Source organism: Nocardioides sp. CCNWLW216 (assembly GCF_037120545.1).
In the GTDB taxonomy this organism is placed as follows: domain Bacteria; phylum Actinomycetota; class Actinomycetes; order Propionibacteriales; family Nocardioidaceae; genus Nocardioides; species Nocardioides lianchengensis.
On the sequence record NZ_JBBBBJ010000008.1, the window covers coordinates 112006 to 132196 of the forward strand.

The following is a 20191-nucleotide window of genomic DNA, read 5'->3' on the forward strand; positions in this document are numbered from 1 at the left end:
GGCGACAACGTAGTCGAGCCACGGTTGCAGAGCTCCGGAAGGACCCCGAAACCCTTCGGACCAACCTGAGAATGACCGGCTGCCGAGCCCGGGTTGTTGTCTAGGGGGTGCGGGGTCCTTCCGTGTCCGCCCTCGCGGAGCGGACCGACCTCCGCGAACAGCGTCGGACGGGTGATTGGCACCCCACCCTCCGACACGGCCACTCGGACGTCGGTCCGCCAGGCCACGATCTGCATGAGCGGACGGCACACAGTCGCGTCTCCCGGGGCGGCCTGTCAACATGGCCCTGACCTGCACGAACGCACGTCCTCGCAGGTCAGCGCCGTGTGATGTTCACCAGAATTTCGCTGATTCTCCAGACCACCTCGGCGTGTCGCGCGTCCTTGCTCGAGATCGCATGTAAAGGCTGCTAGCCCGAGGCGGGCCCGCTGTCGCACCGGACCGCGCGCGGCGTACCGTCTGCGTGCCGCGCGGCGCACCCGGCTGCCGGCGGCTCTGACCCGGAAGGAGCGGCCCGTGGCGGTCGACTACACCCGCGACGGCGAGGTGGCCCTGATCCACCTGGACCGGCCCGAGCGGCTGAACGCGGTGGTGCCCGCCCTGACCGACGGTCTGGCCGCGGGGCTGCGCCGGGCCGCCGCGGAGGGGGCCCGCGCGGTGGTGCTCGCCGGCCGCGGCCGGTCGTTCTGCGCCGGACACGACCTGAAGGAGCCCGAGCCGGTCGAGTCGCCGCTGGAGACGCGGGCCCGGCTCGAGGCCATCCAGGACGTCACCCGGCTGGTCCGCTCGTTCCCCGGCCCGGTCGTCGCGGCCGTGCACGGTCACGCGCTCGGGGCCGGCTGCGAGTTCGCGCTGGCCTGCGACGTGGTCGTCGCGACCGCGGACGCCCAGTTCGGGTTCCCCGAGGTCGAGGTCGGGCTCAGCGTCACCGGGGGGATCTCCCGGCTGCTGCCGGCCCTGGTCGGGTGGGCCCGCGCGAAGGAGCTGATCCTGCTCGGCGAGCGGATCACCGGCGCGCGGGCGGGCGAGATCGGGATGGTCGCGCGCGTCGTACCGCCCGGGGAGCACGAGACGGTCGCCCTCGAGGTCGCGCACCGCGTGGCCGCACGCCCGGCGCTCTCGGTCTCTCTGGCGAAGCGGGTGCTCGACGAGGGGCTCGACGCGAGCTTCGAGGAGGCACTCGGCCGGGAGGTCGACCACGCGCTGCTGACGTCGCTCTCCGGGGAGGGCGACGCGCCCCGGGAGGCCTTCGGTCGTGGCTGAGAAGGACCTCGTCTCCGTCCTGGAAGCGGCGGCGCGCTACCGCGCCGACCGGGTCGCCTGGACCTTCGACCTCGGCGACGGGCCGGCCGAGCGACTCACGTACGCCGATGTCGGGGCGCGCTCCGCGTCGTACGCCCAGGCGCTACGGGAGCGCGGGATCGGCCCGGGCGACCGGGTGGCCGTGCTGCTCGGCAACCGTCCGGAGATGCCGCTGGTCTGGTTCGCGCTGATGCGGCTCGGGGCCGCGATGGTGCCGCTGAACGTGCGCTACGGCCCGGTCGACACCGAGCACGTGCTGCGTGACTCCGGCACCCGGCTGGTGGTGACGACGGCGGAGCACGCCGGGGTGCTCGACGCGGTCGGCGACCTGCCGGACGTCGCAGGGGTCGAGGAGCTGGTCGCCGACGGCACCTGGGAGCAGGGCCCGGTCGACCCCGACGCGGTCGTCAACGTGCAGTACACGTCGGGCACGACCGGGCGTCCGAAGGGCTGCTTGCTCACCCACCGCTACTGGACCACCCTCGCCGGGTCGATGGTCGCGGAGTTCCCGCACGTGTCCGCCGAGGACGTGATGCTGACCGCCCAGCCGTTCCACTACGTCGACCCGCAGTGGAACGTCGTCACGGCGCTCGTCGCCGGCGCCCAGCTGGTCGCGCTCGACGGGTTCCACCCGTCGACCTTCTGGGCCAAGGTCCGCGAGCACGAGGTCACCTACTTCTACTGCCTGGCCGCGATGCCGACCCTGCTGCTGCGGATGCCGCCGGACCCGCTGGACCGGGTGCACCGCGTGCGTGCCGTCCAGTGCTCGGCGATCCCCACGGCGCTGCACGCCGAGCTCGAGGACCGGTGGGGCGTGCCGTGGTTCGAGGCCTTCGGGATGACCGAGACCGGCGCCGACATCCGGGTCGGGTCCGACGACCACGACGTGCTGGTCGGGTCCGGCTGCCTGGGCCGGCCGGCGGCGCACCGTGAGGTGCGGCTGGTCGACGGCGAGCTGTGGCTGCGTGGACCGGGCATGATGCTGGGCTACCTCGGTCACGAGTCGCCGTTCCGTGAGGACGGCTGGTTCCCGACCGGTGACCTGGCCCGGCTCGACGACGCGGGTCGCGTCTACCTCACCGGGCGGCTCAAGGACATGATCCGGCGCAGCGGCGAGAACATCGCCGCACGCGAGGTCGAGGACGTGCTGCTGACCCACCCGTCGGTGCGGCTGGCCGCGGTCGTCGGCGTACCCGACGAGATCCGTGGCGAGGAGGTCAAGGCGTACGTCGTGGCGCCCGGCTCGTCGTCCGACGAGCTCGACGCGTGGTGCCGCGACCGGCTCGCGGGCTTCAAGGTGCCGCGCTTCTGGGAGTTCCGCGACGACCTGCCGCTGACTGCGTCGCACCGCGTGGAGAAGGCCAAGCTGTGAGCCTCCAGGCCGACCTGCTGCTCACGAACGCGCGGGTGCGCACGATCGAGGGCGCGGGCCGCGCCGACGTGACCAGCGCCGTGGCCGTCCTGAACGGGCGGGTCGTCGCGCTCGAGGACGTACCCGCCCGACGGGTGATCGACCTGGACGGCGCAGTGGTCGCGCCCGGTTTCCACGACGCCCACAACCACATGGCGTGGTACGGCCTGTCCCTGGCTGAGGTCGACCTGCGCGTCCCCTCCCTCGAGGCCCTGTACGACGCCGTCGCGGCCCGGGCGGCCACCGCCGCGCCGGGCGAGTGGGTGGTCGGCGCCGGCTACGACGAGAACAAGCTCGGAGCGCACCCGAGCCGGGACGCCCTCGACCGGGCCGCCGGGGGCCGGCCGGTCTGGCTCAAGCACACCTCCGGGCACATGTGCACCGTCAGCAGCGCGGTGCTGACCGAGCTGGGCCTGGCCGACGCCCCCGTCGACGTGCCCGGCGGGCTGGTCGTGGTGGACGGCGAGGGGCGCCCCACCGGGCTGCTCCAGGAGCAGGCCCAGGGCCTGCTGTCGCGGCTGGTCCTCCCCTACCCCGTGGCCACCCTCGTGGACGCGATCGAGCGCGCGGGGCGGGCCTACCTCGCCCAGGGGATCACCAGCGTGGTCGAGGCCGGGGTCGGCGGCGGCTGGATCGGCAAGAGCCCCGTCGAGGTGGCGGCCTACCAGCAGGCCCGCGACACCGGCCGGCTTCCGGTGCGTGTCGAGCTCATGGTGGCCGCCGACGCGCTGCGCACGCTGAGCGCCCACGAGGACGACGGGATCGTGCGCGGCCTCGACCTCGGGATCCGCTCCGGCCTCGGCGACGATCGGCTGCGGATCGGGCCGGTGAAGGTCTTCTCCGACGGCTCGCTGATCGGCCACACCTGTGCGCTGACCGAGGACTTCGCCGACACCCCCGGTTCCCGCGGCTACCTCCAGGACGACGCGGCCGCGCTGACCCGGACCATCCTCGACGCGCACCGCTCCGGCTGGCGGGTCGCCGCCCACGCGATCGGCGACGCCGCGATCGACCTCGTCCTCGACGCGTACGACGAGGCGCAGCGCCGCTGGCCGCGGCCCGACGTCCGGCACCGGGTGGAGCACTTCGGCGTCTCGCGACCCGACCAGGTGCTCCGCGCGGCCGCGCTGGGCGTCGTCCCGGTCCCCCAGGGCCGCTTCGTGGGCGAGATCGGCGACGGGATGCTCCGGGCGCTCGGTCCCGACCGCGCCGGCTGGGCCTACCGCTACCGGTCACTGCTCGACGCCGGCATCACCCCGCCCGGCAGCTCGGACCGGCCGGTGGTCGACGGGGCGCCGCTGCTCGGCCTCCACGACATGGTGAACCGGCGGACCGACGCGGGGGCCGCCTGCGGGCCCGAGGAGGCGATCACCGGGCTCGAGGCGCTGACGGCGTACACCCTGGGCTCGGCGTACGCCTCGCACCAGGAGCACGACCGGGGCACCGTGGCGCTCGGCAAGCGGGCCGACCTGGTGGTCCTCTCCGACGACCCGGCGACGGTCGACCCCACGACCATCCGCGACATCGAGGTGCTCGGCACGGTGCTGGCCGGAGAGGTGGTGCACGGATGAGCGCTCTCCCCGGCCTGGTCTCCGCCGCAACCCTGCCCGACGCCGAGCTCGACGCCGTGCGCGCGATCTACGAGTCGGCGTTCCCCGAGGAGCTGACCGTCCCGTTCGCCGACCTGCTGGCCGACCGACTGCTGGTCCGGGTCGAGCACGACGGCCCCAGCGGCTTCGCGCTGGTCCGCGACCTCGGGCCGACCGGCTGGACGTTCCTGCGCTACTACGCCGTCGGCCGGCGCGGACGCGGCATCGGCTCGTCGATGTGGGCCGACCTGACCGGGCTGCTCGCCGCGGAGGGCCGCACCCGGTTGGTGTGGGACGTCGAGGACCCCGACGAGCCCGGCCTCCCCGGCCACGCGGTCGAGGAGCACCGTCGGCGGATCGTCTTCTACGAGCGGCTCGGCGGCCGGCTGCTGCCGGTGAGCGAGTACCTCCCGCCGCACGACGACGGCCACGCACCCGCCCTGTGCCTGATGGACCAGCCGCTGCGGCCCGACCTCCCCGAGGTCGGGCTGCGGGAGCTGGTGGAGGGCGTCTACGAGCGGCGGTACGGCCTGCCCGCGGACTCCCCCGTCGTACGCCGGACGCTGCGCGCGAGCGGTCTCTGACAGGAGATCCTGCGGCGTTGCGTTCGTCTCGGCGCAAGATTTGTGTCACCCTGGGCCCATGAGCATCGAGACGTCGATCGCGTCCCTCGTGGAGGACGAGACCGGGCAGCCCTACCCGTACCGCCGGGTGGAGCTCGTCGAGCCGGACTGGACCCGCTTCCCGGGCTGGCGGGACGTCACCGCGGCCGAGTGGGACTCGGTGCAGTGGCAGCGGGCGCACTGCGTGAAGAACGTCAAGCAGCTGCGCGAGCTGACCGGCGACCTGCTCGACGAGCGGTTCTTCGCCGACCTCGAGCGCGACCAGACCGAGCGCGCCACGATGTCGATGCTGGTGCCGCCGCAGATGCTCAACACGATGGTCCCGGCGTTCGAGCCCGCCGGGCCCGGCTCGATGACCGAGGCGTTCTACGCGGATCCGGTGCGGCACTACATGATCCCGGTGTTCAGCGACCGCCGCACCGACTGGCCCTCGCACCCGCACGCCACCCGCGACTCGCTGCACGAGCACGACATGTGGGCGACCGAGGGTCTCACCCACCGTTACCCCACCAAGGTGCTCGCCGAGCTGCTGCCGACCTGCCCGCAGTACTGCGGCCACTGCACCCGGATGGACCTCGTCGGCAACTCGACGCCGGTGATCGACAAGCTGAAGTTCGCCGGCAAGCCGAACGACCGGATCGGCGACATGCTCGACTACCTCCGCCGTACGCCGTCGGTGCGCGACGTCGTGGTCTCCGGCGGCGACGTGGCCAACATGCCGTGGCCCCGCCTCGAGGCGTTCCTGACCTCCCTGCTGGAGATCGAGAACATCCGCGACATCCGGCTCGCGACCAAGGCGCTGATCGGCCTCCCCCAGCACTGGCTGCAGCCGGACGTCGTCGAGGGCGTGTCCCGGGTCGCCGGCCTGGCCAACTCCCGGGGCGTCTCGCTGGCCATGCACACCCACGCCAACCACGCCCAGTCGATCACGCCGATCGTGGCGAAGGCGTCGGCCGCGATGCTCGACGCCGGCCTGCGCGACGTGCGCAACCAGGGTGTGCTGCTCAACGGGGTGAACGCCGACCCGCACGCGCTGCTCGACCTGTGCTTCCGGCTCCTCGACGGCGCCCGGATCATGCCCTACTACTTCTACATGTGCGACCTGATCCCCTACTCGGAGCACTGGCGGGTCTCGGTCGCCGACGCGCAGCGGCTGCAGCACCACATCATGGGCTACCTGCCGGGCTTCGCGACGCCGCGGATCGTCTGCGACGTGCCCTTCGTCGGCAAGCGGTGGGTGCACCAGCTCGCGTCGTACGACGCCGAGCGCGGCATCTCGTACTGGACCAAGAACTACCGCACGTCGATCGAGGCCGCCGACCCCGAGGCACTGTCGCGTACCTACGAGTACTACGACCCGATCCACACCCTCCCGGCCGCCGGCCGCGCGTGGTGGGAGGAGCACGGACGGCTCGACGAGTCCGCGCTCAAGGCCGCCGAGGCCGCCGAGGCGTCGCGTCGTACGGCGGCGCTGCAGGCCTGGTGACCTGACGACATGGCCCGTTCGGGTCATGTCGCGCCCGGGGGCGGTGATCCAGTCTGGCGGGACCACCGACCCTGGGAGTCTCCGTGCGCCGCTATCTCGCCCCCGCCGCCCTCACTCTCGTCCTCTCGTTCCTGCTGGTGACCAACCCCGTGGTCGCCGACGCGGCGCGCAGCATCACCGGCGCCGACATCAAGAACGGTTCCCTCACCGGCAAGGACGTGAAGGACCACTCGCTGAAGCGCAAGGACTTCGCCCGCGGCCAGGTGCCGGCCGGGCCGCGCGGAGCGACCGGGGACGACGGCGTCCTCGCCGTGGCATGGTCGAACTACCGCTACGGCCGCGACACTGCCTACAGCCCGGTCTCGCTGCCCGGTGACGGCAGCCTGGGTGACGTCACCACCCTGAGCTCCGGACCGGGTCAGCGCTCGGGTCGGCTCCGCCTCACCGAGCCCGCTCGCCTCATCGTCGCCGCGGACGCCTATCTGCACAATGGCGACATCTCCGGCCGGTCGTTCAACTGTCAGGTCGACCTGCGACCGGTGGGCGGCACGGCCCGCAGCATCACCTTCCCCTCCAACGACAGCTTCGGTCAGTACGAGAACAAGACGTGGGCGCAGACGGCGAGCGAGGCGGTCACGCCCGGGACGTACGACGTCGCGCTGCGCTGCTCGACCGGTCTGGCCAACAATGGAGGACGGGTCTACTACGCCGACCTGACGGTGACGGCCGTCAGGACGTGACCGGCCGATTCTCGTAGAACGTCGACAACACGATGGTGGTGCGGGTCGACACGTTCGCGGCGGCCCGGATCCGGGCGAGCAGCTCCTCGAGGTGGCGCGGCGTGGCGACCCGGACCTTCAGGACGTATGACTCCTCCCCCGCGACCGACCAGCACGACTCGAGCTCGGGGATGTCGCGCAACCGCTCGGGTGAGTCGTCGGGCTGGGAGGGGTCGATCGGGCGGATCGAGATGAAGGCGGTCAGCGGCATGCCGACCTCCTCGTGGTTGATCGTGGCGCCGTAGCCCAGGATCAACCCGCGCTGCTCCAGCCGCTTGACGCGCTGGTGCACGGCCGACGTCGACAGGCCGGTGGCCTTGCCGAGGTCGGTGAAGGACATCCGGCCGTCGGCGGCGAGGAGGTCGAGGATCTTGCGGTCGGTGGCTTCCACCTCGGACAAGTTCACGGCCGACAGGCTAATCCACGACTCGTGGCAGGATTCCCGGGTGACCAGCCCGCAGACAGGCCGCCTGATGCTCCTCGACACCGCCTCGCTGTACTTCCGGGCGTACTTCGGGGTCCCCTCGATCAGCGGGCCCGACGGCACGCCGGTCAACGCCGTCCGGGGGCTGATGGACTTCATCACCCGGCTGGTCGACCAGTACGAGCCGACCGACCTGGTCTGCTGCTGGGACAACGACTGGCGTCCGCAGTGGCGCGTCGACCTGGTCCCGTCGTACAAGGGGCACCGGGTGGTCGAGGAGGTCGAGACGGCCCCCGACGTCGAGGTGGTCGAGGACGACCTCCAGGTCCAGGTCCCGATCATCCGCGAGGTGCTGGCGGCGTACGGCATCACCGTGATCGGCCACGACGGCTACGAGGCCGACGACGTGATCGGCACCTTGGCCACGGGGGCCGGGCAGCCCGTCGACATCGTGACCGGCGACCGCGACCTGTTCCAGCTCGTCGACGACGACGCCGACGTCCGCGTTCTCTACATCGCCCGCGGCGTGGGCAACCACGAGCGGGTCACCAACCAGTGGGTGGTCGACAAGTACGGCATCGACGCCCGCCAGTACGCCGACTTCGCCACCCTCCGGGGGGACGCCTCGGACGGCCTGCCCGGGGTGAAGGGGGTCGGCGAGAAGACGGCCGCCACCCTGCTGCAGCGCTTCGGCGACATGGCCGGCATCGTCGCCGCCGCCGAGGACCCGGCGTCCGACCTCGCCCCCGGCCCGCGGAGCAAGATCAAGGCCGCCGCCGACTACCTCGCGGTCGCCCCGCAGGTCGTGGCTGTGGCCCGCGAGCTCCCGCTCGACCGCTCCGACCTGGCCCTGCCGTCGGCGCCCCGCGACCCCGCCCTCGTGCAGGAGCTGGCCGAGCGGTGGGGCCTCGAGTCGCCCGCCGAGCGCCTGACCGCGGTGCTCTCGGACTGATCACCGGTCCCGTCCTACGGTGGAGGACATGGACAAGATCGCGATCGTCGGGGGTCACGGACAAGTGGCCAAGCACCTTCTGGTGGAGCTGCGCCGTACCGAGCACACGCCGGTGGCGCTGGTGCGCAAGGAGGAGTACCGCGACGAGCTCGAGAAGCGGGGCGCCGAGGTCCGCCTCCTCGACATCGAGCGGGCCGACGCAGCGGCCTTCGCCGCCGCCTTCGAGGGGTGCGGCGCCGTCGTCTTCGCGGCGGGTGGTGGAGCCGACGGGAACGTCGAGCGCAAGCGAACCGTCGACCTCGAGGGATCGCTGAAGTCGATCGAGGGAGCCCGGCTCGCCGGCATCGACCGGTTCGTCCAGGTCTCCGCCATCGGCGTCGACCGTCCCCTCCCCGACGACACCGACGACGTCTGGCGTGCCTACGTCGAGGCCAAGCGCGACGCCGACGCCGCCCTCCGTGACAGCGGCCTCGCCTGGACCATCCTCCGCCCGGGCCGCCTCACCGACGACCCCGCCACCGGCCAGGTCGCCCTGGGCCCCGACCTCGCGCCCGGCGACGTCACCCGCGCCGACGTCGCCGCCGTGCTCGCCGCCGTCCTCGACGAGCCCGCCTCCGTCGGGCGGCAGTGGGACCTGGTCGGTGGCTCCGCCGGGGTGCGGGACGCGATCGCGGCCGCGATCGACTGATCGTGCTGATTGGTCACAAACGGCGGAGCCGATTCGCCCGGTGATGCTGATTGGTCACAATCAGCATCACTGAGGAGTCCTCTCAGTCCTCGGCGAGCCCGGAGTACGCGACCACACCCCGCCGCAACCGCCGTACGACCTCCCGCGCGGTCGCGCGGACCGGCCCGTCGCCGGCGGCGTCGGCGACCTGGCCGGCGAGGTCGAGCAGCTGCTTCATCCAGCGCACGAAGTCACCGGCGGCCAGCTCGCTGGCGCCGAGCAGGTCGTCAAGCTCGTCGCCCTCGGCCCAGCGGTAGGCGAGCCAGGCGAAGCCCAGGTCGGGCTGGCGGAGGTAGTCGAGCTTGTGGTCCTTCTCGAGCCGGTCGAGGTCGCCCCAGAGGCGCACCATCTCGGCGATCGTCTCCTTGACCGGACCACCCGGCACGCGGGGAGAGGAGGCGTCGTCGGGTCGGCGGGCCTCGAAGACCAGGACCGAGAGGACCGCGGCCAACCCCGAGGCGTCCAGGCCCTCCCACAGCCGCAGGCGCAGGCACTCGGCGGCGAGCAGGTCGAGCTCGGAGTAGAGCCGCATCAGGTGCCGGCCGCGCGGGGTGATCTCGTCGCCGTCGAGGTAGTCCAGGGCCGTGAGCACGTCGCACACCCGGTCGAACTGCCGGGCGACGGTGTTGGTGCGCGACTCGACGCGGCGCTTCAGGGTCTGGGTGTCGCGGTCGAGCTTGAACCAGCGCTCGGCCCAGCGGGCGTGGTCCTCCCGGTCCGGGCAGGCGTGGCACGGGTGCGCCTTCAGCTCCGCCCGCAGCCGGGCCACCTCCTCGTCGGCGCCCGAGCGGGCCAGCGTCGAGCGCGCGTCCGGGGTACGGCGGCCCGGCGGCGGCGGTGCCAGGTCGTGCGTGCGGGAGCGCAGGGCAGAGGCGAGGTCGCGACGCATCTGTGGATTGCGTCCGTTGAAGCTCTTCGGGATCTTCAGCCGGGTCAGCGCCACGACCGGGGTCGGGAAGTCGATCATGGCGAGCCGGCGGGCCTGTCGGTCGGCGGTGACGACGTACGGCCGCGGGCCCTCCTCGGACCAGCCGGGGTCGATCACCACGGCGTAGCCGGCGAACTTGCCGGTCGGCACCTGGATCACGTCACCGGGGCGTAGGTCCTTCAGCGACGTGATGGCCTCGTCGCGGCGGTCGGACTTCCGGGCGCGGTTCGCGTCCTTCTCGACGTCGGAGATCCGGCGGCGGAGTCCGGCGTACTCCATGAAGTCGCCGAGGTGGCAGGTCGCCGACTCGCGGTAGCCGTCGAGCGCCTCCTCGGCCTTGCGGACCTGGCGGGCCAGGCCGACGACCGCCTTGTCGGCCTGGAACTGGGCGAACGACTGCTCGAGCAGCTGTCGCGACGTGTCCCGGCCGAACTGGTTCACCAGGTTCACGGCCATGTTGTACGACGGGCGGAACGACGACCTCAGCGGGTAGGTGCGCGTGGAGGCGAGTCCGGCCACCTCGCGCGGGTTCATCCCGGGTTGCCACAGGACGACGCCGTGGCCCTCGGTGTCGAGCCCGCGGCGACCGGCGCGACCGGTCAGCTGGGTGTACTCCCCCGGCGTGATGTCGGCGTGCGTCTCGCCGTTCCACTTGGACAGCTTCTCGATGACCACGGTGCGGGCCGGCATGTTGATGCCGAGCGCGAGCGTCTCGGTCGCGAAGACCACCTTGCAGAGCCCACGCAGGAACATCTCCTCGACGCACTGCTTGAAGGCCGGCAGCATCCCGGCGTGGTGGGCGGCGACGCCTCGGGTCAGGCCGTCGAGGAAGTCGTGGTAGCCGAGGACGTGGAGATCCTCCTCGGGCAGGTGACGGCACGCGGCCTCGACGTAGGCGAAGATCGTGTCCCGCTCCTCGGCGCTGGTCAGCCGGATGCCGGCGTTCAGCGCCTGGGTCACCGCCGCGTCGCAGCCGACTCGGCTGAAGATGAACACGATCGCCGGGAGCAGCCGCTCACGGTCGAGGCGTTCGACGACGTCGGCGCGGCTGGGGATCCAGACCCGCCGCCCGTTGCCGACCTGCCGTGGTCCGCCGCGGCCCTTCGCCCCACGTGGGGAGCGGCGGTCCTTGAGCTTGCTGGCGGCCCAGTCGTCGCGGGCCACCTTCATCAGCTCGTTGTTGACCGGGGCGCCCTCCTTGACGAAGCCCGCGGCGGCGTCGACGTCGGAGTCCGCGAACAGGTCGAGGAGCCGCTTGCCGACCATGACGTGCTGGTAGAGCGGCACCGGACGCCGCTCCTCCAGGATCGTGGCGGTCTCGCCTCGCACGGTGGCCAGCCACTCGCCGAACTCCTCCGCGTTCGAGACCGTCGCCGACAGCGAGACCAGGGTGACCGACTCGGGGAGGTGGATGATCACCTCCTCCCACACCGCCCCGCGCGAGCGGTCGGCGAGGTAGTGGACCTCGTCCATGATCACGTAGCCGAGGCCGAGCAGGGTCCGCGACCCGGCGTACAGCATGTTGCGCAGCACCTCGGTCGTCATCACCACGATCGGCGCCTCGCCGTTCACGGTGTTGTCGCCGGTCAGCAGGCCGACCTGGTCGGCGCCGTAGCGGGCGACGAGGTCCTGGTACTTCTGGTTCGAGAGCGCCTTGATCGGTGTCGTGTAGAAGGCCTTGCGCCCGCCCTGCAGGGCGAGGTGGATGGCGAACTCACCCACGATGGTCTTGCCGGACCCGGTCGGTGCGGCGACCAGGACGCCGCGACCCTCCTCGATCTCGCGGCAGGCGCGGAGCTGGAAGTCGTCGAGCGGGAACTCGTGCAGCGCCTGGAAGTCCTTCAGGACCGGGTGGCCGCGGTTCTCGCGGTACGACGCGTACCGCTCCGACGGGGACAGCTCGTCGGTGCTCATGTCCTCCAACCTACGCGAGCACCGTCAGGGCTCCGGGCGCGCACTCCACCGTGAGCGGCAGCGGACCGAACCGCTCGCCGTCGGCGTACGTCACGATGCCGGGGGCGGCGACGGTGACGGTGCGCGCGAGGTGGTGCTCGTACGCCGGGTGGGTGGTGTGGGTGCCCTTGAAGAGCTTGGGGTAGGTGCGGATCAGCCCGGGCTTGCTCATCGGCTTGATGATGACGACGTCGAGCAGCCCGTCGTCGAGCTTCGCGCCCTCGGTGATCCGGAGCCCGCCGCCGAACGACGGCCCGTTCCCGACGGCCACGAGCATCGCCTCGGTGCGGTGCGTGACACCGTCCAGCTCGAGCGTGTACGACAGCGGCTCGAAGGTCCGCAGCTCGGCGACCGTGGCCAGGTTGTAGCGCATCTGGCCCCGCGGCCAGGTCATCCGGTTCGCCCGCTCGTTGACGACGGCGTCGAACCCGGCGCACAGGACCGTCGCGTAGTACGCCGACCCGCTGCGGGCCAGGTCGATCGTCCGGGTGCGGCCCGCGACGACCCGCCCGGCGGCGGCGACCGGGTCCTTGCGCGGCAGGTCGAAGTAGCGCGCGACGTCGTTGCCGGTGCCGGCCGGGATCACCCCGAGCGCCGTACCCTTCGTGGCGACGGCCTGGACACCCAGGTGCGCCATGCCGTCCCCGCCGACGACCACCAGTGCCTCGACGCCGTCGGCGACCGCGGCCCGGGCCAGGTCGAGTGCCTCGTCCGCGTCCCGGCCCACCAGGTCGCGGACGACGACCCCGGCCTCACGCAGGCGGGGCAACGCGGCGGCGCGGGCCTTGGCCCCCTTGCCCTTGCCGGCGGTGGGGTTGGTCAGGAGGGCGATCTCGCGGGGCACACCCGGAGGGTAGTGGTCCGGGCGCGTCGCTCAGCGACGCCGCTCGGTGCCGATGCGCAGCAGCGCGGTGTAGTGGTCGGGTGAGGCCCCGACCGCCTTGGCCAGTCGGCTCAGCGCGTCCAGCACCAGGTCGGCACTGAACCCGGAGCCCGGCACGGCCAGGGTGAGCCGCCCGCTGTGGCTGACGAGGTGCACCTGGCCACGGTGCCAGGCCTGGTGGGCCCGGACCCGGGTGCCGGCGTCCGCGACCGGCTCGGGCCACGCGTCGTCGACCGCGAGCAGGTCGCACGGCAGCGCGGCGCCCCCCGTCGTCAGCACCCCCCGTACGTCGTGCCCGCTGCGCACTCCCGACTCGGCCGACCAGGTCACGTCGCCCACGCCCAGCCACTCGGGCAGGTCGAACGGGTCGACGTCGGCCAGGTCGGGTGTCATCAGATCGGCGAGACCTCGTCGTCGTCCCACTGCTCCGTGCTTTCCCGGCCCCGACCGCGGGCCCGGTCGACCAGTCGGGCGACGATCTCGGCGATGACGAAGAGCACCAGCATCGGGATCGCGAGCATGAGCATCGAGAACGGGTCGGTCGAGGGCGTCGCGACGGCCGCGAAGACGAAGGTGCCGATGATGATCCACGGCCGGTACCGCCCGATCGCCTTGCCGGAGACCACCCCGGCCAGGTTGAGCATGATGACGAAGAGCGGGATCTCCATCGCGATTCCGAAGACGAGGAGCATGCGCGTGATGAAGGAGAAGAACTCGCCGAAGTCGACCAGGTTGGTGACATCGACCGGGGTGAACCCAATCAGCACCTCGATGCCCTTGGGGAGGACGTAGTAGCCGAGCGCGACCCCGGCGAAGAACAGCGGGCCGGCCACCGCGGCGAACAGCCGGGTCCACCGCTTCTCGTGCTGGTGGAGACCGGGGACGATGAAGCCCCAGATCTGCATCAGCCAGTAGGGGCTAGACACCACGATCGCCGCGACGCCGCAGAGCTTCAGTTGCAGCAGCAGGGCCGACGTGACCCCGTTGAGCACGAGCTCGCTCGGCACCTTGCCTCCGAGCTGCTCGACGGCGTCGACGTACGGACGCTTGATGAGCTCCAGCAGCTCCTCGTAGAAGAAGAGCGCGACGACGAAGGTGACGACCAGGACCAGGGTGCACCTCAGCAGCCGCGCCCGCAGCTCACGCAGGTGGTCGGAGAGGGCCATCCGGCCGTCGTCACCGACAGGGTGCTGAGGCTTGGCGCTGAAGAGCCCGAGGATCCCAGCGAACGGGAGTGAGGACGCCACGGACCGTCTCAGGTCGTGGTGTCGCCGCGGCGCTGCCGCTCGACCTCGGTGTCGAGGTCGACCTGCTGGGCCTCGATCTGACGCTGTTCAGGCGTCTTCTTGGCCGGCGGGACGTCGTCATCGTCGTCGTCCATCAGGCCCTTGGTCTCGGCCTTGAAGATACGCAGGGCCCGCCCGCTGCCCCGAGCAAGCTCCGGGAGCTTGCTGGCGCCGAACAGGAGGACCAGGACGGCCAGGATGATCAGCAGCTCGGTCGTGCCGAGACCTGCGACGAAGGGGGAGATCATGATGTCCTCACAGACGATTCGGAGTCATGACAAGCGTACTCCGGGTCATGAGTAGAGCCGCAGCGTGGCCTGTGCCGCGGATGTGAACGAGCCGGCCAGATCGTCCGGTCGGACGATCGACGCGTGCGGGGCCAATCTGAGCAGGAGCCGGTCGAGCCAACGTCGATCGGCCACGAGCAGGTCGACCTCGGTGCTCCCGTCGTCCTGCGGGCGGGCGTCCTCGACCGGGTAGTACTCGACCACCCAGCGGGCGGGCGGATCGAGCAGCAACGTCACCCGGGTGGTCTCGTCGGAGCGGGCGAACAGGCCGTCCGCCAGGTCCCGCGGAGCCTCCGGCTCGGTGCGGATCGGCTCATCCAGCACCTCGGCCCGGTGGATCCGGTCGAGCCGGAACAGCCGAGGTGCCTCGGCGCTGTGGCACCAGGCGTCCAGGTAGGTGAATCCGCTGTTTGTGACCAAACCGCGCGGATCGACCCGGCGCTCGGACTCCTCGTCGCGAGACGGCACGTAGTAGGTGAGCAGCACCTGCCGCTGCCGATCGGCGGCGTCCTGCAGCCGCGTGGCGAGCAGGGCGAGGTCGGCGTCGACCTCCGCGCCGGGATCGATGCGGGGTGCCTCGCTGCCCTCGGCGGCAGCGGTCTCCAGCTTGGCCAGGGCCCGGTCGACGACCTCCCGGGTCTCGGGGCCGGAACCGTTGCGGAGGGCCCGGAGCGCCACGATCACCGCGGTCGCCTCCGTCGGTGTGAGGCGCAACGGGCGGGCGAGGTAGTCGGCGTTCGACACCCGGATGACGCCGTCGCCGTCAGGATCCTGGAGTGCGTCGAGGTCGACGTCGATCAGGTCGTCGGGGTAGCCGCCCGGCAGCCCGCACATCAGCAGCACCTTCAGGTCCGACAGGAGCTGGCGGGGAGTGACACCGAGGTCGCGCGCCGCATCCTGCAGGGGTACGGCGCCGCGGGCGTTGAGGTAGGGCACCAGGGTCAGCAGCCGGCCGACCTGGTCCTTGGCTCCCTGGGACGCGCTCACGAGGCGACCCGCTCGAGCGCGCTCCGCAGGCGGGACACCACGGTCTCGCGCAGCTCGGGAGGGCCCTCGACGTAGACGTCGGCGCCGTACCCGAGAACCTCGTCGGCCAGGCCCAGCCGGCCCCGGGTCACCACGACCCGGTCCCAGCCGGTGCGCTCGTCCGGCCCCGGGACCCCGGCGTCGACACTGTCGGCGCCGCGGCGCAGGGTCAGCCCAGCCCCGGCACGCACCAGGAGGGTCGCTCGCTCGATCGTGGGCGCCGGCGCCAGCCGTCGGGCGACCTCGCGGACGTCGGTGCCGGGCGGAACGTCGTACGAGCCGGGCTCACCTGCGCGGCGGGCATCCCCCTGGACCCGCGAGAGGCGGAAGACCCGCTCGGCACCGCGGTCGGTGTCGAAGCCGACGACGTACCAGCGGCCGGCGTACCGGGCGACGCCCCACGGCTGTAGGTGGCGGGTGGTCCCGGTCTCCTGGCCGGGGCGGGCGTACTCGAAGTCGACGGGTACGCGCTCCTGGGTCGCCTCCCAGAACACGTCGAAGGACGGCTCGTCGGCGCTCAGCCGCGGTTCGACGATGTCCAGCGCGCTGGTGTCGACGTCGACCCCGAGAGCAGTGAGCTTGCGGACCGCCTCGGTCGTGGCCTCCGCGAGCTTGGCGTGCTGCCAGACCCGTGTGGCCAGGCCGATCACGGCCGCCTCGTCGGCCAGGAGGTCGATCGCCGGGAGGGCGAACTGGTCCGCACTGATCCGGTAGCCCGGCTCGTCGTCGAAGTAGGCGTCCATGTGGCCCACCTCGATCGGGACGCCCAGGCTGCGCAGCTCCTCCTTGTCGCGCTCGAACATCTTCTCGAAGGCCTCGTCCGAGGAGCCCGGGTAGAGGATCGAGCGGATGCGGTCCTTGGCCACGAAGTGCCGCTGGACGAGCAACATGATCAGCAGGTTGAGCAGGCGCTCGCTCTTGCGGACCGTCACGGGGAGGAGGTCACTCGGCCGAGATGATGTCGACGACGAAGTAGAGGGTGCTGTTCGCCGGGATGTTCTCCTGCTCCTGCGCGCCGTACCCGAGGTCCGGCGGGATCTGCAGCAGCACCCGGGTCCCGACCTTCAGACCCGACAGGCCGTAGGTCCACCCCTTGACGACCTCCTGCAGGGAGAACGGCACGGGCTCCTTCGAGTAGCTCTCGTCGAAGGGCTTCTTGGCGCCGTAGACCTGGCCGAGGTAGTTGGCCGTGACCGTCATGTCCTCGGTGACGACCGCGCCGTCACCCTGCTTGACGATCGCGCGGAGCAGCTCGCCGTCGGCGGCCGGCTTCTTCAGGTCACCGAACCGCAGGCGGGTAACCTTGCCGTCCTTCTCCACGACCGACGGCAGCTCCGACTGCTTGACCCGCTTCGGCTTCACCGGCTCCGGGTCGGGCATCAGGTCGGCGATCAGCAGCACCGTGTCACCGTCTCCGATGCCGAGCGCGACCTGGCCCTCCGGCCCGAAGGCCTTCTCTGCCGACCCGACCACCGCGACCCGCGAGCCCTTGGTCTGGCCCTCGAGCGCCTTCAGGAAGATCGGCGCCACCTGGTCCTTCGCGACCGTGATCTCCTGGGCGCCGCCACCCTCGTCGCCGTACGTCGTGTAGACCTCGGCCTTGCTGAAGCCGTTGCCGACCCACAGGTTCGTCGACACCGAGTCGCCCTCGGCAACCGGCTCGCCCTCCCCCTTGACGAGGGTCTCGACCTCCAGCTTGTCGGCCTCCATCTGACCCTTCCAGGTCACCTCGGGCACCACACCCTGCTCTCCCGAGATCTCGACCGCGTCGAAGCCCGAGGGGCCTTCGATGTCGGTGGGGCGCACTCCGTCGTCGCTGCCGCAGGCGGCGAGGCCGAGGAAGAGCACGGGGAGCAGGGCGGCCAGTGGCCGATGCAGGCGAGAGAGCACGAGTCCAACCTTCGGGCGTGAGCGTGACGTTGCGCGCCAAACCTTAACGGGCCTGCCTGAGAAGTTGCTCAGTGCATCCCCAGGTGGTCATCCGTCGATGCTGATTGGTCACAAACGGCGAAGTCGACGACCTTCGCGACGCTGATTGGTCACAAACGGCGTGGACTGACTCACATCCCATCGATGAGCCGCTGGACCCGCTCGTCATGGGCTCGGAACGGGTCCTTGCAGAGCACGGTGCGCTGAGCCTGGTCGTTCAGCTTCAGGTGGACCCAGTCGACGGTGAAGTCACGGCGGCGCTCCTGGGCCTTGCGGATGAACTCACCGCGAAGGCGCGCGCGGGTGGTCTGGGGCGGCACCGACTTGGCCTCGAAGATCTTGAGGTCGGTGGTCACGCGGGCGACCCGGCCGCGCTTCTCGAGCAGGTAGTAAAGGCCCCGGCCTCGGTGGATGTCGTGATAGGCGAGGTCGAGCTGCGCGATGCGGGCGTGTCCGAGGGGCAATCCGTGCTTGGCCCGGTACGCCTCGATCAGCTTCCACTTGATGACCCAGTCGATCTCGGTGTCCACCAGCCCGAGATCATCGGACTCGACGGCCTTCAGCCCGCGCTCCCAGAGGTCGAGTGCCGCCTCGATGGTGGGGGTGCTGATGCCGCGGCGGTCGACGAAGTCGCGTGCCTTCGAGAGGTACTCCTGCTGGATGTCGAGCGCGCTCGCCTCGCGACCGTTGGCGAGGCGCACCTTGCGGCGACCCGTCACGTCGTGCGAGATCTCGCGGATCGCCCGGATCGGGTTTTCCATCGTGAGGTCGCGCATGACCACGCCCTCCTCGATCATCCGCAGGACCAGGTCGCAGCTCGCGACCTTCAGCATCGTCGTCGTCTCACTCATGTTCGAGTCACCGACGATGACGTGCAGACGGCGGTACTTCTCTGCGTCCGCGTGCGGCTCGTCGCGGGTGTTGATGATCGGCCGGCTGCGCGTGGTCGCGCTGCTGACGCCCTCCCAGATGTGCTCGGCGCGCTGGGAGACCGAGTACGACGCACCCCGTGGGGTCTGCGTGATCTTGCCGGCGCCCACGATGATCTGACGGGTCACGAGGAACGGGATCAGGATGTCAGCGAGGCGGCTGAACTCGCCGGCCCGTCCGACCAGATAGTTCTCGTGGCACCCATACGAGTTGCCGGCCGAGTCGGTGTTGTTCTTGAACAGGTAGATCTCACCCGCGATGCCTTCGTCGTGCAGACGTTGCTCGGCGTCAAGCAGGAGCCCCTCGAGAACCCGCTCCCCCGCCTTGTCGTGGGTGACCAGCTCAGTGATGTCGTCGCACTCCGGCGTCGCGTACTCGGGGTGGCTGCCTACGTCGAGGTAGAGCCGCGCGCCATTGCGCAGGAACACGTTGCTGCTGCGCCCCCAGCTGACCACCTTGCGGAAGAGGTACCGGGCGACCTCGTCAGGACTCAGGCGCCGCTGGCCCTTGAACGTGCACGTGACGCCGTACTCGTTCTCGATCCCGAAGATCCGACGGTCCATAAGTGCACACTACGGCGCAGGTGGTCGGTTCGGGCGGCGAAACCGTCTCGGGTTGCCGGGTGCGCTTGATCGGTGCTGATTGGTCACAATCAGCACCGCAGTCAGACTCGCTTGATCTTCAGGTCAGACCCACTGGACAACGCCCATCGCGCGACGCCATCGATTGACGATCCGTCTGCGGCCGACCTCGTCGTACAGCGACTCTCGGACGAGGGTGCGCCAGCGCCTGATACGGGACTCAACGTGGTGCCGGCCGAGAGCACGGTCCATCTCGTGCATCACGACCACGGCGTGGTTGAGCAGGTCATCCAGGCTGAATCCCTTGCGTCGGTATGGCGTGTCGCTCCACCCGCGCTCTCGGCGCAGATCCTTGCGGTGCTCCTTCTTATCGCGGTGCACTCCCCCGTCGTACTCATGGACGTAATGGGTCCCTGTGACGAGGAAGTCACCGCGTCCGATCAAGTTCCCGCTGTCGTCGAAGAGTTCGACTTGTGGTTCGACCGGGATGTCCATGGCCGCGTGGAACACCCCGAGAACACTCTCCATCGCGGATTCGCGCTTGGCATGCGACAGCTCGTAGGCGGCTGCGAGGACTCGCACCCCGGGACGCCCGGACTTCAGCATGACCGCAAGTCGACCGAGATCGATGTCGCCCTTCCGGAGGGCCGAGTCGATCAGGATGACCAGATCGAGCACGCCCAGGTCGCGTGCGACCCGAAGCAGGACCTCCTCCGGGTCCTCCACCGGGAAGCCTTGCCGCACGTTCTTGCCAGGTTCGCGGGTGAGTCGCGAGCAGATCAGCCCCTCGCGTCGTGGGCGGCGATCGTGGACATTGACCGCAACCCAAACAGGGATCTGCTCCGGCAGCTTGGGTTGATCCCATCCGTACAGCCTGACCGCTGTCAGATGTGTGAAGACGGCAGACTCCGGCAGGACCTGCAGCCAAGCGTGTAGCTCCCGGTGCCAACGGTGGACCGGGTCGTCGTCCTCCGAGTCAGGAAGGAAGAGGCCGTGCGAGACCCGGTCGTGGCCGCGGGCGCGCACGTTGCCGCGGATCGGCATCTCGCCGTCGCGGGGTGCGAACGCCTTGGTGGCCTCTGACATGTGAGCCAG

General features: G+C 71.0%; 19 protein-coding genes. 8 read left to right on the top strand and 11 right to left on the bottom strand.

What is annotated here, in order from left to right; translation table 11 throughout:
• Positions 1-516 precede the first annotated feature (516 nt).
• The 6 genes from V7S47_RS18035 to V7S47_RS18060 all read left to right on the top strand — a co-directional run bounded on the left by V7S47_RS18035 (position 517) and on the right by V7S47_RS18060 (position 7151).
• Entirely contained in the window at positions 517-1263 is a 747-nt protein-coding gene (locus V7S47_RS18035) for an enoyl-CoA hydratase/isomerase family protein (protein ID WP_336562862.1), read from the top strand.
• Complete coding sequence (locus V7S47_RS18040; RefSeq protein WP_336562863.1) at positions 1256-2674, top strand: AMP-binding protein; 1419 nt, start codon at positions 1256-1258, stop codon at positions 2672-2674. The genes V7S47_RS18035 and V7S47_RS18040 overlap by 8 nt, the downstream gene beginning before the upstream one ends.
• On the top strand, positions 2671-4284 hold the full coding sequence (locus V7S47_RS18045; protein ID WP_336562864.1) for an amidohydrolase: 1614 nt from the start codon (positions 2671-2673) through the stop codon (positions 4282-4284). Before V7S47_RS18040 ends, V7S47_RS18045 begins: the two co-directional genes overlap by 4 nt.
• Complete coding sequence (locus V7S47_RS18050) at positions 4281-4886, top strand: GNAT family N-acetyltransferase (RefSeq protein WP_336562865.1); 606 nt, start codon at positions 4281-4283, stop codon at positions 4884-4886. The genes V7S47_RS18045 and V7S47_RS18050 overlap by 4 nt, the downstream gene beginning before the upstream one ends.
• Positions 4887-4944: 58 nt before the next feature.
• Complete coding sequence (locus tag V7S47_RS18055) at positions 4945-6411, top strand: KamA family radical SAM protein (protein ID WP_336562866.1); 1467 nt, start codon at positions 4945-4947, stop codon at positions 6409-6411.
• 83 nt (positions 6412-6494) lie between these two features.
• Positions 6495-7151 (top strand): hypothetical protein, encoded by a 657-nt coding sequence (locus V7S47_RS18060; protein WP_336562867.1) that lies wholly within the window; start codon positions 6495-6497, stop codon positions 7149-7151.
• On the opposite strand, the gene V7S47_RS18065 is transcribed toward V7S47_RS18060, so the two are convergent.
• Positions 7141-7596, bottom strand: coding sequence for an Lrp/AsnC family transcriptional regulator (locus V7S47_RS18065; protein WP_280139642.1), 456 nt, complete (start codon positions 7594-7596; stop codon positions 7141-7143). The genes V7S47_RS18060 and V7S47_RS18065 overlap by 11 nt on opposite strands.
• 67 nt (positions 7597-7663) lie before the next feature.
• Between V7S47_RS18065 and V7S47_RS18070 the strand changes: the two genes are divergently transcribed.
• Entirely contained in the window at positions 7664-8566 is a 903-nt protein-coding gene (locus tag V7S47_RS18070) for a 5'-3' exonuclease (RefSeq protein WP_442945363.1), read from the top strand.
• 28 nt (positions 8567-8594) lie between these two features.
• The gene (locus tag V7S47_RS18075) at positions 8595-9254 is read left to right on the top strand and encodes an NAD(P)H-binding protein (protein ID WP_336562869.1); all 660 of its coding nucleotides are present in this window, start codon (positions 8595-8597) and stop codon (positions 9252-9254) included.
• 82 nt (positions 9255-9336) lie between these two features.
• Here the strand turns inward: V7S47_RS18075 and V7S47_RS18080 are convergent, their stop codons facing one another.
• The 10 genes from V7S47_RS18080 to V7S47_RS18125 all read right to left on the bottom strand — a co-directional run bounded on the left by V7S47_RS18080 (position 9337) and on the right by V7S47_RS18125 (position 20182).
• Positions 9337-12135 (bottom strand): DEAD/DEAH box helicase, encoded by a 2799-nt coding sequence (locus V7S47_RS18080; RefSeq protein WP_336562870.1) that lies wholly within the window; start codon positions 12133-12135, stop codon positions 9337-9339.
• Positions 12136-12145: 10 nt separating this feature from the next.
• Positions 12146-13018, bottom strand: coding sequence for a diacylglycerol kinase (locus tag V7S47_RS18085; RefSeq protein ID WP_336562871.1), 873 nt, complete (start codon positions 13016-13018; stop codon positions 12146-12148).
• A gap of 30 nt (positions 13019-13048) precedes the next feature.
• Positions 13049-13450: a hypothetical protein gene (locus V7S47_RS18090; RefSeq protein WP_336562872.1), complete on the bottom strand. Its 402-nt coding sequence runs from the start codon at positions 13448-13450 to the stop codon at positions 13049-13051.
• On the bottom strand, positions 13450-14223 hold the full coding sequence (gene tatC, locus V7S47_RS18095) for a twin-arginine translocase subunit TatC (RefSeq protein ID WP_336562873.1): 774 nt from the start codon (positions 14221-14223) through the stop codon (positions 13450-13452). Before tatC ends, V7S47_RS18090 begins: the two co-directional genes overlap by 1 nt.
• A gap of 89 nt (positions 14224-14312) precedes the next feature.
• On the bottom strand, positions 14313-14591 hold the full coding sequence (gene tatA, locus V7S47_RS18100) for a twin-arginine translocase TatA/TatE family subunit (protein ID WP_336562874.1): 279 nt from the start codon (positions 14589-14591) through the stop codon (positions 14313-14315).
• A 45-nt stretch (positions 14592-14636) separates the two neighbouring features.
• A complete protein-coding gene (locus tag V7S47_RS18105; protein WP_336562875.1) occupies positions 14637-15617 on the bottom strand; it encodes a helix-turn-helix transcriptional regulator in 981 nt (326 codons plus the stop codon).
• Positions 15614-16588 carry a helix-turn-helix transcriptional regulator gene (locus V7S47_RS18110; protein WP_336562876.1) on the bottom strand — a complete coding sequence of 325 codons (975 nt, stop codon included), beginning with the start codon at positions 16586-16588 and terminating at the stop codon, positions 15614-15616. The genes V7S47_RS18105 and V7S47_RS18110 overlap by 4 nt, the downstream gene beginning before the upstream one ends.
• Before the next feature lie 10 nt (positions 16589-16598).
• Positions 16599-17546 carry an FKBP-type peptidyl-prolyl cis-trans isomerase gene (locus V7S47_RS18115; protein WP_336562877.1) on the bottom strand — a complete coding sequence of 316 codons (948 nt, stop codon included), beginning with the start codon at positions 17544-17546 and terminating at the stop codon, positions 16599-16601.
• A 170-nt stretch (positions 17547-17716) separates the two neighbouring features.
• Positions 17717-19078, bottom strand: coding sequence for a Pup--protein ligase (gene pafA, locus V7S47_RS18120; RefSeq protein ID WP_336562879.1), 1362 nt, complete (start codon positions 19076-19078; stop codon positions 17717-17719).
• A gap of 123 nt (positions 19079-19201) precedes the next feature.
• Complete coding sequence (locus V7S47_RS18125; protein ID WP_336562880.1) at positions 19202-20182, bottom strand: hypothetical protein; 981 nt, start codon at positions 20180-20182, stop codon at positions 19202-19204.
• Positions 20183-20191: the final 9 nt, after the last annotated feature.

Bases quoted from the DNA above. Each gene is read 5' to 3' on its own strand.
- V7S47_RS18050 (WP_336562865.1), top strand. From the start codon at position 4,281: ATGAGCGCTCTCCCCGGCCTGGTCTCCGCCGCAACCCTGCCCGACGCC.
- V7S47_RS18055 (WP_336562866.1), top strand. From the start codon at position 4,945: ATGAGCATCGAGACGTCGATCGCGTCCCTCGTGGAGGACGAGACCGGG.
- V7S47_RS18070 (WP_442945363.1), top strand. From the start codon at position 7,664: ATGCTCCTCGACACCGCCTCGCTGTACTTCCGGGCGTACTTCGGGGTC.
- V7S47_RS18075 (WP_336562869.1), top strand. From the start codon at position 8,595: ATGGACAAGATCGCGATCGTCGGGGGTCACGGACAAGTGGCCAAGCAC.
- V7S47_RS18080 (WP_336562870.1), bottom strand. From the start codon at position 12,135: ATGAGCACCGACGAGCTGTCCCCGTCGGAGCGGTACGCGTCGTACCGC.
- V7S47_RS18090 (WP_336562872.1), bottom strand. From the start codon at position 13,450: ATGACACCCGACCTGGCCGACGTCGACCCGTTCGACCTGCCCGAGTGG.
- tatC (WP_336562873.1), bottom strand. From the start codon at position 14,223: ATGGCCCTCTCCGACCACCTGCGTGAGCTGCGGGCGCGGCTGCTGAGG.
- tatA (WP_336562874.1), bottom strand. From the start codon at position 14,591: ATGATCTCCCCCTTCGTCGCAGGTCTCGGCACGACCGAGCTGCTGATC.
- pafA (WP_336562879.1), bottom strand. From the start codon at position 19,078: ATGGACCGTCGGATCTTCGGGATCGAGAACGAGTACGGCGTCACGTGC.
- V7S47_RS18125 (WP_336562880.1), bottom strand. From the start codon at position 20,182: ATGTCAGAGGCCACCAAGGCGTTCGCACCCCGCGACGGCGAGATGCCG.